This window comes from Rubinisphaera italica (genome assembly GCF_007859715.1).
In the GTDB taxonomy this organism is placed as follows: Bacteria; Planctomycetota; Planctomycetia; order Planctomycetales; family Planctomycetaceae; genus Rubinisphaera; species Rubinisphaera italica.
Window position 1 is genome coordinate 785654 of record NZ_SJPG01000001.1, and the last position, 16087, is coordinate 801740.

14 protein-coding genes are annotated in these 16087 nt (G+C 47.7%); 11 read left to right on the forward strand and 3 right to left on the reverse strand.

Annotated elements, in window-relative coordinates; all coding sequences use genetic code 11:
* Window positions 1-31 precede the first annotated feature (31 nt).
* From Pan54_RS03055 to Pan54_RS03105, 11 genes are all read left to right on the forward strand, one after another.
* Window positions 32-427, forward strand: a complete 396-nt coding sequence (locus tag Pan54_RS03055) for a response regulator (protein WP_146502101.1) — start codon at window positions 32-34, stop codon at window positions 425-427.
* Between the two features lie 58 nt (window positions 428-485).
* Complete coding sequence (locus tag Pan54_RS03060; RefSeq protein WP_165441555.1) at window positions 486-1910, forward strand: sensor histidine kinase; 1425 nt, start codon at window positions 486-488, stop codon at window positions 1908-1910.
* Window positions 1907-2242 carry an STAS domain-containing protein gene (locus Pan54_RS03065; RefSeq protein WP_146502103.1) on the forward strand — a complete coding sequence of 112 codons (336 nt, stop codon included), beginning with the start codon at window positions 1907-1909 and terminating at the stop codon, window positions 2240-2242. Before Pan54_RS03060 ends, Pan54_RS03065 begins: the two co-directional genes overlap by 4 nt.
* Window positions 2239-3987 (forward strand): GspE/PulE family protein, encoded by a 1749-nt coding sequence (locus tag Pan54_RS03070; protein WP_146502104.1) that lies wholly within the window; start codon window positions 2239-2241, stop codon window positions 3985-3987. Before Pan54_RS03065 ends, Pan54_RS03070 begins: the two co-directional genes overlap by 4 nt.
* Window positions 3988-4011: 24 nt before the next feature.
* Window positions 4012-5223, forward strand: coding sequence for a type II secretion system F family protein (locus Pan54_RS03075; RefSeq protein WP_146502105.1), 1212 nt, complete (start codon window positions 4012-4014; stop codon window positions 5221-5223).
* Between the two features lie 11 nt (window positions 5224-5234).
* Complete coding sequence (locus tag Pan54_RS03080; protein WP_146502106.1) at window positions 5235-6305, forward strand: hypothetical protein; 1071 nt, start codon at window positions 5235-5237, stop codon at window positions 6303-6305.
* Window positions 6302-6937, forward strand: a complete 636-nt coding sequence (locus tag Pan54_RS03085) for a PilN domain-containing protein (RefSeq protein ID WP_146502107.1) — start codon at window positions 6302-6304, stop codon at window positions 6935-6937. The genes Pan54_RS03080 and Pan54_RS03085 overlap by 4 nt, the downstream gene beginning before the upstream one ends.
* Window positions 6934-7536 carry a type 4a pilus biogenesis protein PilO gene (gene pilO / locus Pan54_RS03090; RefSeq protein WP_146502108.1) on the forward strand — a complete coding sequence of 201 codons (603 nt, stop codon included), beginning with the start codon at window positions 6934-6936 and terminating at the stop codon, window positions 7534-7536. Before Pan54_RS03085 ends, pilO begins: the two co-directional genes overlap by 4 nt.
* Window positions 7529-8026, forward strand: coding sequence for a hypothetical protein (locus tag Pan54_RS03095; protein WP_146502109.1), 498 nt, complete (start codon window positions 7529-7531; stop codon window positions 8024-8026). The genes pilO and Pan54_RS03095 overlap by 8 nt, the downstream gene beginning before the upstream one ends.
* Window positions 8027-8290: 264 nt before the next feature.
* Window positions 8291-9097: a PDZ domain-containing protein gene (locus Pan54_RS03100; RefSeq protein WP_146502110.1), complete on the forward strand. Its 807-nt coding sequence runs from the start codon at window positions 8291-8293 to the stop codon at window positions 9095-9097.
* Window positions 9098-9115: 18 nt separating this feature from the next.
* The gene (locus Pan54_RS03105; protein ID WP_146502111.1) at window positions 9116-13306 is read left to right on the forward strand and encodes a c-type cytochrome; all 4191 of its coding nucleotides are present in this window, start codon (window positions 9116-9118) and stop codon (window positions 13304-13306) included.
* 191 nt (window positions 13307-13497) lie between these two features.
* On the opposite strand, the gene frr is transcribed toward Pan54_RS03105, so the two are convergent.
* The 3 genes from frr to tsf form a co-directional block, all read right to left on the reverse strand.
* Window positions 13498-14058, reverse strand: coding sequence for a ribosome recycling factor (gene frr, locus Pan54_RS03110; RefSeq protein ID WP_146502112.1), 561 nt, complete (start codon window positions 14056-14058; stop codon window positions 13498-13500).
* Between the two features lie 318 nt (window positions 14059-14376).
* Window positions 14377-15123 carry a UMP kinase gene (pyrH, locus tag Pan54_RS03115; RefSeq protein WP_146502113.1) on the reverse strand — a complete coding sequence of 249 codons (747 nt, stop codon included), beginning with the start codon at window positions 15121-15123 and terminating at the stop codon, window positions 14377-14379.
* 100 nt (window positions 15124-15223) lie between these two features.
* A complete protein-coding gene (tsf, locus tag Pan54_RS03120) occupies window positions 15224-16054 on the reverse strand; it encodes a translation elongation factor Ts (protein WP_146502114.1) in 831 nt (276 codons plus the stop codon).
* Between the last annotated feature and the right edge of the window lie 33 nt (window positions 16055-16087).

The following is a 16087-nucleotide window of genomic DNA, read 5'->3' on the forward strand; positions in this document are numbered from 1 at the left end:
CATTAAACTCTGTTACTTCAGGAGACGAACGATGAATAAGAAATCGATTCTCATTGCCGAAGATAATCGGGTGATGGCCGATGTCGTTCGATTCAACCTTGTTCGAGCTGGCTTCGAAGTGGTTGTCGCAGGTGATGGATTAGAGGCTCTTGAAATTACAAAATCAAGACAATTTGATCTGGTCATTACTGATTCTCAGATGCCGCGAATGAAGGGTGAAGAATTTTGTGCCGAGTTGCGAAAACTGGCAAACTATCAGGATGTGCCAGTCATAATGTGTTCTGCTAAAGGCTTTGAACTGAATGCGGAACGCTTGCGAACCCAATATGGGATCGAACGTGTTTTACTGAAACCGTTCAGCCCTCGAGAAGTATTGGCGGTCGTCGAGGAACGGCTCAATGGAGCGGCCGTTGTAAACGGACTCTGATCCGAAGTTCCTTCTGCGAAATTGGGATTCGCAGCAGCAAGACCCTATGGAGAGACTTGTGAACGATCAATCTATTGCACACTATCTGCGCGCCATTGGCTTGCTGACATTACTCCTGTCCGGCACTGCAGTGGTGTTATTCTTCGTTGAGTCTCATGAATTCTGGGCCATCCGCTTGCTGGTTGCAGCGGCGATCTGCAGTTTGTTTCTTGGCTTTCTGACGGTTGTCAAAAAGCAGAACTCAGCCTCTTTGCCTGTCGAAATACTCAATCAACTCGAATCGTACTCTTCTCCCGAGTTTCAGGATAAGTCGACACTGAATTTGGTTCATTGGCAGGATCCGCACTCTCAAGGCTGGAATACCATTGTTGAGGAGATACGAACCTTTCAGGCACTAACGGCTCTTGAAGCTCGGATTGATGAGAAACTGTCCGACCATCAATCTTCAGATGACACTGCCGTCCTGGACAGTCTGGCTGAAGGTGTTGGCGTGACCGATCTTAACGGTCATTTCACTTTTGTGAACTCGGCATTCAAAGCGATTCTGAATACGGAAGATACCAAGCTGCTCAACTCTTCGATCCTGGACGTTCTTCCCTCAGAGATTTCTCCTAAAATACTCGATGCGATTGCACGATCTATCCCTGTAACGTTTGAGTCACATACTCGAACCGATGAAGGTACTGTGTTTTTCCGTTGGAGCCGACGCCCGAGATTGGACCAGCACTGTGAGCCGAATGGGCATGTCTGGTTAATTCGCGATATCACTCAACAAAAGCTCGCTGAAAAAATGCGGGAAGAATTTGTGTCGATGGCAACTCACGAACTACGAACGCCGTTAGCCAATATCAATGCGTACGCGGAAACGTTGACCATGGCAGACGATATCGACATTGAGCAGCAAAAGGAGTTTTACAACATCATCCAATCGGAAGCGACGCGTCTGGCACGTTTTGTGGATGAACTTCTTGATATCAGTCGCATGGAAGCCGGATCCATGTCGATCAATTGTCGTATTACAGAACTTGATCGTTTGCTCAAAGAAATCTGCGATAAGATCCAACCCGAAATGAATCGGAAAGAACTCGATTTCAGTATTGAGATTCCTCCCAAATTGCCTCAGATTGAAGTCGATAAGGATGCCATCGTCGCTGCTCTGGTGAACCTGCTCGGAAATGCCGTTAAATATACTCCTGAAGGTGGAAACGTCTGCTTTACAGTGCTCGTTGAAGATAACGAAATTCAATTCAAGGTTCAGGATTCCGGCATCGGTATTGCTGAAGAGGAATTGCCGCATGTCTTTGAGAAATTTTTCCGCAGTGATGATGGTCGCGTCAGGGGAGTCAACGGTAGTGGACTAGGGCTGGCGTTCAGTCATGAAGTGGCACGTCTTCATCAGGGGCGGATTGATGTATCCAGCGAATTGAATCAAGGTTCGACCTTCAGTCTGGTCTTACCACTCAAGATTGGAGTGGAAGCATGATTCGTCATACAAAACAGGGAGCAGTCGATATTCTCAGCGTCGAAGAATCAATGGTCTATCTGCATATCGACAAAATGCAACTTGAAGTCGATCAACTCCTCAAAGCTGGTCAGCCGCGTGTTGTCCTCAACATGAAGGATGTTGCCTTGTGTGATAGCCGCGGGCTGGAGTTCATACTCGATTTGCGCGACCGGTGTGTGAAATGTGGCGGAATGTTCAAACTGGCATCGGCCAGTCATCTGTGTCTGGACATACTACAGATTACGGGCGTCCTCGATCAAATTGAACATTATGAAAACTCCGTACAAGCGGCAGGGAGTTTTGCACTATGACATCATTGGTTCATTCAGAAAACAGACGAGCAAGCGCGTCTGTCGCTCAGCGTAATAAGCCCCGCCAACGGCTCGGCGAAAGGCTGGTCAGCGCGGGGATTCTTACATCAGACGAGTTGGAATCGGCTCTGCAGCAGCAATCCGTCAATGGGCAGCGTGTCGGAGAAACACTTGTTGAACTTGGGTTTATTGAAGAGGAACAATTGCTCCCCTATCTGGCCGAGCAACTCAATATCCCTCATGTTACTCTGCGTGATGGTCTGATTGATCCGCGTTCTGTACTTACAATTCCAAGGCGTAAAGCCGAGGAATTTGAAGCGATTGTCCTGTTCAAAGTGCGCGACGTTTTAACCGTCGCCATGCGAAACCCGCAACAACTCGACTACATCGATGAGATTGAACGTTTGACGAAATGCCGTGTTCGACCTGTCCTGGCAATGAAGTCGGCAATCGAACAACTGCTCCCCCGTTGTTACGACGAAGGCTTCGAAGTCGATGCCGTAACTGCTGATATGGATCAGGAAGCGATTTCCGTCCAGGATGACGCCATCCATGTTCAACTGCAATCCGTTGAGTCAATCGGAGACGGCAGTCCGATCGTCAATCTGGTCAATTATATGATTCTACAGGCTGCTCGACAGGGAGCCAGTGATATTCATATTGAGCCTGGAGCAAATCAATCGACGGTTCGATTTCGTGTCGATGGAATGTTACGCGAAGTCTTGCGACCCCGACGTGAGTTTCATCCGGCAATAGTATCGCGTATCAAAGTGATGGCGAAAATGGACATTGCTGAGCATCGTATGCCTCAGGATGGACGAATTCACGTTGTGGTTGACCGACGTGATATCGATTTGCGTTGTTCGACATTGCCGACGGTTCAAGGGGAGAAAGTTGTGCTGCGAGTTCTGGATCGTTCCAGCGTTACTTTCAATCTGAATGAACTCGGAATTCCCAACAATCAACTGAAATCAATGAAAGAAATTCTGGCCAAACCCTATGGGCTGGCGCTGGTGACGGGCCCCACAGGAAGTGGAAAAACAACCACGTTGTATTCCGCGATTGAACTGATCAAAAATGTGAATCGCAACATCGTGACTGTCGAGGATCCCGTTGAGTATCAACTCAGCCTGATTAATCAGGTGCATGCGAACGCAGGAACATCACTCAGTTTTGCCAAGGTCCTCCGTGCGATTCTGCGTCAGGATCCGGATGTGATCATGATTGGGGAAATTCGAGATGGCGAAACGGCAGAAGTGGCCATCCAGGCTGCGCTCACAGGGCACCTGGTTCTTTCTACGTTGCACACAAACGACAGTGCAGGAGCCATCACAAGACTGATGGACATGGGCATCGCCTCCTATAAAACAGCAGCTGCGTTTGTCGGAGCCATTGCTCAGCGGCTGGTGCGTCGGGTCTGTCAGAATTGCCGTACAACCTATTATCCGCAGGCTCAAATGCTCGAAACGTTGCATTACAAAGGGGATAAGAAACAACAATTTATTCGAGGCGAAGGTTGCCACGAATGTTATGACACAGGATTCAAAGGTCGAATCGGGATCTATGAAATTCTGCACGCGGACAACGAACTCCGTGAATTGATTGGAGCCGATGCTTCCGTGGATAAAATTCGTCAATGGCATCGAACACACGGAGGAACCAGCCTGCTGCAGGAAGGGCTAAGGTTGGCTCAAGAGGGCATAACCTCTTTAGATGAAATTATGCGCGTGGCATATTTTGAATAATCAAACGATAGAATACGTTCAGTAATGATTGCGTTTCAATACCAGGCAAAATCACGAACCGGTGAATTGCAGGTCGGCCTCTTAGAAGCCGAGACGCTTGCTGCTGCGCGGCAGGATTTGCGCGGACGTGGTCTGTTTCCGATGGCCATTACGAAAGCCGGTTCTGAACGACGAGTAAAATCTGCCGGTTCAAATAAACGCGTTTCCAAACGTGATCTGATGTTGATGACGACTCAACTTTCTATCATGCAAAAATCGGGTGTCGATCTGGCAGAATCGATTAAGACTGTCGCACGTCAGGTCTCCAACAAACGTCTCGCAACGGCACTCAATCAGATTGTGATCGATATTGAGGACGGGAAATCGTTCTCGAATGCATTACAAAGCCAGTCTGGCATATTCGGCGATGCCTATGTCGCAGGAATTGCTGCGGGAGAAGCTTCAGGAACTCTCGGACACGTCCTGGCAAGACTGACAACTCTCCTGCGAAACGAAGTCCGCTTAATCAACACCATAAAGTCCATTGCCACCTATCCGGTCATCCTGATGTTCGTGGCGAGTATGGTCGTCAATGCATTAATGTTTTTCGTCTTGCCACAGTTCGCCAAGGTGTTCCGGGATCTCGAAAAAACTCCGCCCATTACGACTCAAGTTCTTCTGATGATTGGAGAATTTGTACGTTCAAATGTTCTGTTTATTGGAATTGGAGTCGGAATCATCCTTTTCGGTGTGAGCGTTCTGATTAAAACTGACTGGTTCCGCAGTCGTCTCGATCTTTTCATGCTGTATGCTCCAGGTTTCGGTAAAGCGACTCGCACGTTACTGGCCGGGAGAATGTTTCGACTGATCGGAACGATGCTACAAAGTGGAGTCCCGCTTCTGGAAGCAGTTCGTCTCTGTCGTCGCTCGATCAAAAACCGTCAGTACCAGAAACTCTTTGAATCCATCGAATTGGAGGTCACGCGTGGCAACGGGATTACGATCGCCATGATGCAAGCCAATTTTCTCCCCGATGGAGCGGTCGAAATGATTTCCACCTCAGAAAAAAGTGGCGACCTGGGAGGAGTCATGGAAATTGTCGGGGAGTTCTACGAAGACGAAGGAGAAAACTACGTTCGCGATCTGGCCAAAGTCATCGAGCCAGCCATCATTGTAGTGATGGGTGGAGTTGTGGCTGTCGTTGTCATTTCAGTCATTTTACCGCTGCTCGATATGTCATCGACCTCAGGATATTAAAGGAGATACAGGTGAAGTTCATCACGAAACCGACCTCTCTATTCACCATGGGGTCGTCAGATATAAATTCGAGAATTGGAGTCGATTTTCAATCATCCCGGCTTATTTGTGCTCGTCTCAGTTCAAACAAACGAGTCGAAAACAAAATTGAAGGCATGATCATTCCGTTTCCAGATCGAGATTGTTCACTCGAACATTGGATTCTATCGGGCGGGTTGCATGAAGTTCTGCAAAAATACCGAAAACAATTCTCACACTTTGGTGGAGAATCGATTTCCTGCATTTTACCGGAATCGTTAACACACGCTTGTATCATTGAGCTGCCTATGGGTAACGAAGCCGAAACTCACGATCTCGTCGCCCAGGAACTGGCAGATCAGCAGGAGTTTTCCCTCGATGAATTGACGTTCGATTTCTGGATGGAAGAGAATCCCAACGCCGAAGGTATGGTCAAGGTGCATGCAGAGTGCATCCGATCTAAGGTCGTCAAAGAAATTGTGTCTCAGTTTCTCGCGGTCGGTTATCGCTGTGACAGAATTGATTCCCGATCGAATTCACTGGCTCAATTGATTCCTGAAAATTCAACTTCACTTTCCGTTGTGATCGATTGGGGTCTGGATGAGGTCACCCTCATACTATGTGAATCTGGTCAGCCATTTTATTCCCGCAAGCTACGTGACTGTCATACCCGTCAATTGTTCGAGGAGCTCACACAGCATTGGTCAATTTCACTTGCTGATTGTGAGGCACTTTTAAATCGACTGCGTCATCACGAACTCAAACAAACAACTGGGTTGGCGGAACTGAAAGACTTATATCTGAATGTGTCACGCGAGCTGTTTATCCGCCTGGCTGTCGAAGCCAAACGGACGATTGATTTTGCACATCAGAAGAAAATCTTTTCTGTCCCAGAGCAGATCCTGCTGATTGGTTCCGGTGCAGGTTTGCCTTTTGTGAAGAGTGAGATCAATCATCTGTTGCCATATCCTGTCCAGACGGAATATCTCAGTGAGAAGTATTCCACAGCCGGGATGTCTGAGTTCATCCTGGCGATGGCAGCATGTGAGGAGGGGAGATCATGAGCGGCTTCAAACGATTGAATCTCGTCCCACTCTCGACTCAGTTTGAATTAATTCTTCGCAGTCAGTTGAGACGCTGGGTCAAAACAATTGGATTTGTGATTTGTGGCCTGGCCATCATCATACTCTGGCAAGTCTCCGAACTGCATGTCTCGACAGTCGTGTTGCACCAAAAAGAAATGCGATATCAACCAGTAAGAGATATGATGTCCCAGAACTCCAAGATCAGTCAACAACTCAAGGAAATTGAACAGCAGAAGACTCAACTGAAAAACCTTGTCTCTGGTCCTACGCCTTTGCATATCCTCAAAGCGATTGCCGTCGCATCGCACCACGCCTCGGGGCAAGTTGTCGTGACTAGTCTTTCCTGTAATTCACAGGATGTCCAAGAACAACAACCGGCCAAATCGACCAATGTTTCTAATGTTAGTAGGAAATGTAAAAGAATTGGCACGGTTGCGATGGCCGGAAATGGTGAAGACGACGAAGCGATTATGGAATTTATCTCGGCTCTGAAAAGTAGTGGTCTGTTTAATAAAGTGGAATTGAAGTCAGCGACTCATACAAAAGACCAGAACCACACGACCAAACAATTCCACATCGAAGCCATCAGCGAAACCGAGGTGGCATCATGAATTCATTGACAGAGAAATTCTCTATAAATCAATTGACCCTGCTGATTCATTCCGCAGGCGGCTTGATGATTATTGGTTCTATAATCGTTGCCTGGATCTGCTTCATTCATCCGATGCAAAAAAAACTCTCTGTAAATCAAACACATGTGGAAGTATTCAATCAATTGGGTGACCAACGTTCCAATGTGGAAAAATTGAATTCCGAATTGATAAGTCAACTGCAGTTGGCTAACACTCATGTTGAGGCAATCACTCGAAAAGTATCTGACAAACTGGTGATTGATCAATTTTTACAGGAAATTGGAAATTTGGCAGAGGTGCACAAGGTTCACATTCAGGAATTTCGACCGGGAAATTTTGCGAAGCACGGGGACTATCAGGCCCTGACGGTCAGCATGACACTCTCTGGACCGTTTGCCGGGATCTGCAAGTTCTTTAACGAACTCGAAGATTTTGATCGGATGAATCGAGTGAAATCGGCCCAGATTTCTCCTCAGGGGGCAGCAGGAGAGAACTGTTCTGTCTCCATGGTTCTGGAGCTTTACACCCTACCACCTGCTGCGATCGCAGAAAATGTTCGGGAAAAAATCGATGTTTAACAAATCAAAAATCTCCCAGAAAATCAGTCCCGGAAAACTATTGTTGATTCTCACTCTTTCGGGAGTGCTGTATTTAGTCTTTCCTCGAGGTGAGGAAACTTCAGTCACAACACAATTGACGGACGTGGCCATTCAGCAATTGACGGGTGGAAATACAACTGGTCTGCTCTACTCCGAGCCTGATCTCGATCTGGCCAAGTTCGATTTGGAACAACTTATCGAACACAATCCGTTCCAGAAGTCCAAATCTGTGGAAGAAGTCTCTGAAATCAATATCACGACTGAGCAGCAACGTCTCATGGAGGGATCGAAAGAGTTCAAACCTCCTACTGTCGATATTACCGCAATTCTCTACTCCGAGACTAAGCGGTTCGCTTTGATTGATAACGTGCTCTACCCGGAAGGGGGAGTTCTTCCCAGTGGCCAGCAAATTGCTGAAATTCACTCAACATATGTTCGCTTCGTTCCTTCGGCTTCGCCCGCAAAGTGAATACTTTTGATCCTCATAGTTAAAATCTAGAAGATTATTCACAAATAAGCGGGTTGTGATTTGTAAAAATATTCATTACAATTCCAACCGCCTCGCTCACAAACGATCACTCGATCGTGCTGCACTCCTATCGAAATATTTTTATTACTGGAAATGATCCCCTCATTCATCATAAGATATTTTTGATGAAACAAGTGCAATCCGGTTCCGTCATTCCATGCGGGCAAAATATTCACCTCGTATTTTTTCGACTCAGGCTTTTTGATGACATTCGACCCAGAATCCGAATTTTACTCTGAAGGAATTGTGCGGGTCGATCCCTCGTCACAACGAAAGAGTTTCTGGCTGGTTTTCGGCTCGATTGTATTTCTAATTGTCGTTGTGGTCGCAGTCACTTTGCTTCCGATCCAGAATCAGAAGAGACATCTGGCACACTTGAGAAACCAGGGTGCCATTGTTTACACAATAATTCAGCCTGGTATGTGGACGTCGCTGTCGGATTATTTCCATAAGTTTACAGACTATGAGTTGCCCACTCTTGAAGAAGTTCGACAAATACACTTTCAGAAATATCCGGTCACCGATCAAACAATTGCCAGTTTGAGCAGATATCCCGAATTGCAAGCTCTCTCAATGCAATCTGCGAATGTCTCGACGACGGCACTCGATAATGTTTTCACTGATTTGCCCGAACTCACTGGGCTGACTATTATCAATTGCAAAAATATCACCCCGGATTGGGTCCAGAAATCCCGTTTGTCGCATCCCTCAGTGACTATTAATTATCGAGGAACTGCTTATCTGGGCATCTCTGCAAACATAGTGGATCCTGATCAAAAGGGATGCATTGTCATGTATGTGCAGCCCGGCAGTGCCGCTGAAAGTAGTGGTTTACTTCCTGGTGACATCATCATTGCGGTTGAAGATTCGGAAATTTCATCATTCACGGAACTTGTGATGAAACTGGCCAGGTATTCCCCCGAAGACCATGTCAGAATTCGGATTAGCCGCCAGGAGGAAGAAGTTCCGATCATTTGCAAATTGAATGCCTGGTCCAACAAAGAATTTTGACTGAAAGTTGAGCCCCTCGTGCAGACGAACTCCCTCCGAATTCCCCTCCTATTCTCATTACTGCTGATTTTTAATGTAACCAACTTTGTCTCGGCTGCTCCCGAAGTTGAGAATCCAGAAGAAAGCGATTTTCCACCTGGATTGCTCGGCACTTACAAAGTTGGCGACACCAGACTGGAAAGAATCGATGCCGATGTCTCATTTGACTGGCAGTCGAGTTCTCCTGATCCGCGAATGGGGCCCGGACCATTTTCTGCAAACTGGCAGGGTCTGCTACTGGTCAAGAGTCAGGGGGGGCATCGTTTTCATGTCTATCTGGCTGGTGAAGTTGAAATCCTGATCGATGGCAATACTGTATTAAAGGGATTTTCTGATCAACCCCAGTGGATCTCAGGAGAGGAAATTCCTCTCTCCTTTGGCGAAAAAGAACTTGATATCCGTTACCGAAAAACAGGGAATGTGGGCGCGATCAAATTATTCTGGTCGAGTGAAAAATTTCCGATTGAACCAGTCTCGACCTACCTTCTGTATCGGGAAGAGGGGCGTCCCGATCTGACAGAAATCGAAGTTGGACGACACCAGTTCCGCGCATTGCATTGCGATCGTTGTCATGCATTGGATCGAAATACGCAAAGCAGTCCTGCTCCATCACTCATACATGCGGCGATCGGCTTGAAAGATTCCTGGATCTCTCAAAAACTGTTGGAGAAACCCTCCGGCACGGACAATATGCCACATTTCAAGATGACCAGCGAGCAGGCGGCTGACATTGCTGCTTATTTACTACATCACAAACAAAGTCTATCCAAACTTGCCAAAGTCAAAGTCAAATCGAAAGATGACGAAACCGTGGCTGGTGAATTGCTGGCATTCTCAACCGGCTGCCTGGCTTGTCATACAATTGGAGACTTGGGCACCAGTGGCGACTTTGGTGGAGGAACACTTGATGAAGTGGGGTCCAAACGTAGTCTGGAATGGATCGCCGCCTGGCTGAAAGACCCGGCTTCTCTGAATACACATCACCGCATGCCCGTATTTCAACTGGATCAAAAAGAAACTCAGCAACTTGCGGTCTATCTTTCTTCGCTCAAAGGTAAGACTGACCATCAAAAAAAGTCACTACCGACTCTGGCAGATGAAGAACAATTGTCTCGCGGTAAAAAAGCGATTCAATTTTTTGGTTGCGTCTCCTGCCACGAAATCTCTGGTTTCGAGCAGGAGATCAATGGCGAACCCCTGCCTTATGAATACCACATTCGTGTCTATGAAGAATTGCCAGAAAATTCGAATTTACTCGGCTGTCTTGCAGAGCGTAAGGAAAACTCAGCTGCCCACCAGCCTTATTATCCTCAAGCCAATGTCGAGGCAATTCGTGCCTGGATGAAAACTTATCCAGAAGTCCGTGAGCAGAATGCACATCATCAAACAATGGATTATTTCCGTGGGGCCGATTTGCTGATTGAAAAAAACTGCACGGCTTGTCATCCCCGAGATCGAGAAGCTGGACTTGTTGCAGTGGCTGGAAAAGTTTCTAAAAAGGATCCCCGTCTCACTGGGCAAAGCCAGGGATTAATTCCACCCCACTTAACAGCCGTGGGAGATCGGATGCTGACGGAATCGCTCGCAAAAGGTATCCGTGGAGAGTTACCGAAACGCTTGCCGTGGTTGTCTGTTCGCATGCCAAAGTTCAATCACACGGAGTCCGAATCCAAACAATTGTTGAGCTATCTGATCGGCCATGATCGCCTGCCTGACACCATTCCTGATGAACGCCTGCAGTTAGCAGAAGTCAATTTGACATCAGCTGAGGTCCTCTTGACAGGACGAGAGTTGATTGGCGGACGCGCATTCAATTGCATCGCTTGTCATAAATTTGGTGAATACGAGCCGAGGAACACCGCATTGGGAACTCGTGGTTCCGATTTGCTCGGGCTGGCCAGCCGAATGAGATCGCCCTATTTTCTGCGATGGACCTCTTCGCCATTACGCATTGTCCCTGGCATGGAGATGCCCAGTTACAATCAGCCGAAGCACGGCTTCCCGATCGAAACGATCCACGAGCAACTTACTGTTCTGTGGCAGGGAATGAATCATCCGGAATTTAAGGCTCCCTCAAATCCGACTGTTGTGGAAAAGTATTTGGTCGTTCAGCCCGGCGAACCTTCAAGAATTGTACGAGATGTCTTTGAGAGAACTGGCTCAAAAAAAGATCGAGAATTTCTTGCAAGGCCACTGGCAATTGGACTCGATAACGGACACAGCCTGTTATTTGATCTGGATGCCGTAAGTCTACGCGAGTGGACTTATGGTGATTTCGCCTTTCAGCAAACCGAAGGCAAATCCTGGTTCTGGCACATGGCTGGTGCTCCAGTTGTTAAAGAGTTTACGCAACAGGCAGATTTCGTATTAAGGAAATCCAATGAACCTTCGGCATTGTTGATTCAACCCTCCAAAGAAGGATTTCGTACGGGACGGCTACGGGATTACCGTGTGGAATCTCAAGGAGTCGTTTTACATTATGAGATCGATTTTCGCATTGATGGTCAACTCCACATCGTTAAGATCTCCGAACATATGCTGCCCCTGACGGATGATAAGCAATCAGGCTTTGCACGTAGAATTGAAGCAACGGATGTTCCTCAGGGGTATCATCTCGCCTTGCAGCAATCGATCGAACCGACTTCGGTTGCACAACCTGAATTGATTGTCGAAGGAAAACAGATTCCCCTCGGCTCGAAAGAACCGGATCCGATCTTATTTCAGGCAGGCGCGAATGGATCCCAAGATCTGAACCTCGAATATTGGACAAAGCTTTATACCCGCGCTACGACTCCTTATCCCGATAAACCCCAAGTGGCAGGTCGCCCTGAAGTCATTACCGGCACTCCCGGGTTTGATGCTCATCGTTTGCCGTTAACCAGTACTCTCATGCCGACAGCTTTGGCCTGGTCGAAAGATCGGCAGATGATTGCTTCCTCTTTGAAAGGGGATGTCTTCTCATTAAAGGATAGTGATCGAGATGGACTCGATGATCAACTCCAGTTGATTCAAAGTGGCTTGGCGGCTCCCTTCGGTGTGTACTGTGAAGGAGACAGTTTATACGTTGCTCACAAACCGGAGATTTTACGGATCGATCAATTTCAGTCTGATCGCCCGCAATTGAACGTTATCGCCGATGGCTGGGGGCACAGTGAAAATTATCACGACTGGGTCACCGGCTTTGCACAAGACAAGAATGGAAAACTCCTGATCGCGACCGGAAGCGATTACACTCAGAAAGATCGTGAAAGAGAGTTAACACTCTGGCGAGGCGATGTCCTGCGGTTGGAGCAGGATTCTGAATTAACCCCGATAGCCTCCGCATTGCGATATCCGATTGGAATTGCTTCTGACAGCAAAGGTCGGGTATTTGTTTCTGACCAGCAGGGGGTGCAGAACTGTTTCAATGAGATCAATTACATTGTTCCAGATGCAACTTATGGCGTGCCAGGACAGCGAACCAGTCCCGGTCAAGAAAAACGGGCAGCCATTCAGATTCCACATCCCTGGACACGCAGCGTAAACGGCATCTTTTTCATTCCCGATCGTGATGGCCTTGGCGCGCTTTCCGCATTTCGGGGTCATGGCGTCGGCTGCGAATACAACAATCGTTTTCTGGTGCGGTTTTCACTTCAGGAAGTCAACGGAGAACTGCAGGGGGCCTGTTACGAGTTGACGAAATCAGCAGAGAACCTGCCAACGGATGCTCCAGTCTTTCTCGGCCCCATCTGCGGCGGTGTGAGTCCAGATGGTCTGATTTATATTGGCAACATTCACGACAGCGGCTGGCTGGGTGGACAAAACACCGGGGAAATTATCCGACTGACGCCTCAGGATAAACTTCCCAACGGAATCCGCGAACTTCGAGCAACCAGTACCGGTTTTGAACTGGAATTTCTGGAGCCGGTTTCCGAAGAGGCGTTGCAGAAAAAAGAAACGTATGACCTGGTCGGTTATACCCGTATTTGGGAAGGAGCCTATGCCTCACCCGATTCCGGCCGCTATCGACCAGAAATCAAATCTCTGGAAGTGGGCGACGGTGGAAAAACTGTCCGAATCAATGTCGATCAACTCAAGCCCAGCTTCGTCTATGAGTTGCACCTGAACGAAGCATTGGAAGTGTTTCCCGCATCTGCTTACTACACGATGAACCAGATTCCCAAACCATAGTAATCCGTAGGACAGGCTTCCAGTCAGTCAATTCACAGAATGCGAACCACATATGAGATCTGGCAAGCAGGATGTCTGTTTTGCGGAAGCATTAAGAACTCTCACGGATTCACCCAACAAAAAACGCCCCGAAACCATTTGTGGATTCGAAGCGTTTCTTGGTTTGGTGTAGTCAAACATAACGTTCGATCTTATTCATCCATGACATCTTTTTCTTTGGCGTTGGCGGCATCGTTGACGACGCCTTCATATTTTTTAGTCAGCTTCTGAACATCATCCTTGGCGGTATCACGTTCGTCTTCCGACATAAGTTTATCTTTTGCACTTTGATCCGCGTGTTTATTCGCATCCCGACGGATATTGCGAATTGAAATCCGTGCTTCCTCAGCGAACTCTTTAACGCGAGAAACGAGTTGCTTACGACGTTCTGTTGATAGGGGGGGAATTGTCAGACGAATGAGTTTGCCATCATTGTTGGGAGCTAGTCCAACATCACTGGCCTGGATCGCTTTAGCGATTTCTCCAAGAGCAGAAGCATCGAATGGACGAATTACTATTTGCTGTGGCTCAGGCACGCTGATGTTTGCCAATTGCTTGAGCGGTGTCGGGGAGCCGTAGTAGTCGACGCGAATGGAATCGACCAGACCAGGATTGGCTCGTCCGGTTCTCAGCCCTTTGAGTTGATCCTGCAGCACACTGGCCGCTTTTTCCATACGCTCTTCACAATCGAGCAGAATTTCGTCACTGTTCATAATACCCTCAAATTATTCGATACGTTTGATGTCGGAAGCGATGACTTTGTGCTCCATTATAAAGCATAACGCATCCCCGTTCACTCATGCCAGCGTTTGCATTCTTTAGGCCATTTTCAAATGGTATCTGCAGTCGCATGGACATCAAATGTCCTAAAAACGATGTGATTGCTCCTGCTGAACGCTGCAGGTAATTTTTGAATATGCTCTAGACCAAGTCTACTTTTACTTTAGCGGCTGGTGATGCAAATAAACCTGAAATTGTAGGCTTTAATGCGATACACTTAAACTCAATGCGATCAATGGAGTTCAACTCGATCAGGAGGCAGCATTGCTGTTAACCAATGTTCCCACCTGTACGCCACGTGCGGCATTAATGATGTTGCCTGCCTTCTGGAAATCGAAGATCAGAATCGGGATATCGTGTTCCATGCAGTGATGGAATGCTTGCGCGTCCATCACTTGCAGACGTTGGGCGATGACATCCTGGAAAGAGATACGATCGTATCGAATCGCATGTGGATTTTTCTCGGGGTCATCCGAATAAACGCCATCGACCCGCGTGGCCTTCATCACAATATCGGCTTCAATTTCACGGGCTCTTAAAGCGGCAGCGGTATCGGTTGTCACATAGGGACTCCCAGTCCCTCCCGCCAGAATGACAACACGTCCTTTTTCAAGATGTCGCACACATCGCCGACGAATGAAGGGCTCGGCAACGCTATCCATACTGATGGCCGATTGCAGACGAGTTGGAACACCAATATGTTCGAGAGCATCCTGCAAGGCCAGACCGTTAATCACCGTTGCGAGCATTCCCATATAATGGGCAGTCGCCGGCTTGATCGCTTCGCTGCCATCGGAGAATTGTTTTCCTCGCAGGATATTTCCACCGCCACACACAATCGCCAGTTCAACTCCCGATTCTACAATATTGCGGATCTCTTCGGAGAGGCGAGTGATTTCCGTCATGCTGATCCCTCCCTTACGATCCCGGCAAAAACTTTCGCCAGTCAATTTCAGGAGTACGCGCTTGTATGCCAGGGGAGCTGTCGATTCGGACATGGTCGGACCTCAAAGATCGTTGTGAGTAATAGCGAATATCAAACAAAAACGGACCGTCAGAAAATTCTGATCGGCCCGTAATTTAATGAATAACGAGAAATTAACCAATCACGCGTAGATAAAACGCTTTTGGTTTGAGTTTCTTTTCTTCGAGAATCTTACCAACAGTTTTCGTTTCGTCTTTTGCGAATGCCTGAGCTTCGAGAACTCCCTGTTCGGAATAGAAGTTCTTCATGCGGCCTTCCACCATCTTTTCAATGATGTTTTCCGGTTTGCCTGTACTGCGGGCTTCTTCAGACAGTCGATCTTTTTCTGCTTTCACAATGGCTGGATCCAGATCGGCAACACTCGCATGAATCGGACGAATAGCCGTGACATGCATCGCGACATCCCGCAGGACAGGATCGGTTGAAGGTTCTCCTTCGGCCTGGAACAATGCACCAGATTTGCCATCGTGGTGAATGTAAAACCCAACAGGACCAGGAACGCGTTTCGCAAACTCGACACTGAATTTTTCTGCAATTTTGTTGACCAGTTCATCGAGCACTTCCTGTAAAGTGCGATCCTGACCAGGTGCTTTCTGGGACATCAGTTCTTCGGTAGTTTCCGCTCCAGGGCCTTCAAGCAATTGCTTGGCCATCATCTCGCCGAGAGTAATAAAACCTTCGTTGGAAGCAACTGGGGCGGTTTCGCATTGAAAATCGACGATTGCAGCTTCACTGCCGTCTTCTTTCATGGCGACAAATATTCGACCTTCGGTCGTTTTATTGTCGGCTCGCTTATCCTTGATACTCTGAGTTTCAGAGGCCAGGATTGCAATGGCCTTTTCTTCATCGCCGCCAGCTTCAACAAGGGCTTTCTTGCAGCGCATCATGGGTAGGTCGGTTCGTTCGCGTAGTGAGCGAACTGCAGCAGCCGTAATCTCGGCCATCAGACTATTCTCCTGTGTTTGTTGTGCCCACTC

Bases quoted from the DNA above. Each gene is read 5' to 3' on its own strand.
- Pan54_RS03055 (WP_146502101.1), top strand. From the start codon at position 32: ATGAATAAGAAATCGATTCTCATTGCCGAAGATAATCGGGTGATGGCC.
- Pan54_RS03070 (WP_146502104.1), top strand. From the start codon at position 2,239: ATGACATCATTGGTTCATTCAGAAAACAGACGAGCAAGCGCGTCTGTC.
- tsf (WP_146502114.1), bottom strand. From the start codon at position 16,054: ATGGCCGAGATTACGGCTGCTGCAGTTCGCTCACTACGCGAACGAACC.
- pyrH (WP_146502113.1), bottom strand. From the start codon at position 15,123: ATGTCCGAATCGACAGCTCCCCTGGCATACAAGCGCGTACTCCTGAAA.
- Pan54_RS03085 (WP_146502107.1), top strand. From the start codon at position 6,302: ATGAGCGGCTTCAAACGATTGAATCTCGTCCCACTCTCGACTCAGTTT.
- Pan54_RS03100 (WP_146502110.1), top strand. From the start codon at position 8,291: ATGACATTCGACCCAGAATCCGAATTTTACTCTGAAGGAATTGTGCGG.
- Pan54_RS03065 (WP_146502103.1), top strand. From the start codon at position 1,907: ATGATTCGTCATACAAAACAGGGAGCAGTCGATATTCTCAGCGTCGAA.
- Pan54_RS03075 (WP_146502105.1), top strand. From the start codon at position 4,012: ATGATTGCGTTTCAATACCAGGCAAAATCACGAACCGGTGAATTGCAG.
- Pan54_RS03095 (WP_146502109.1), top strand. From the start codon at position 7,529: ATGTTTAACAAATCAAAAATCTCCCAGAAAATCAGTCCCGGAAAACTA.
- frr (WP_146502112.1), bottom strand. From the start codon at position 14,058: ATGAACAGTGACGAAATTCTGCTCGATTGTGAAGAGCGTATGGAAAAA.
- pilO (WP_146502108.1), top strand. From the start codon at position 6,934: ATGAATTCATTGACAGAGAAATTCTCTATAAATCAATTGACCCTGCTG.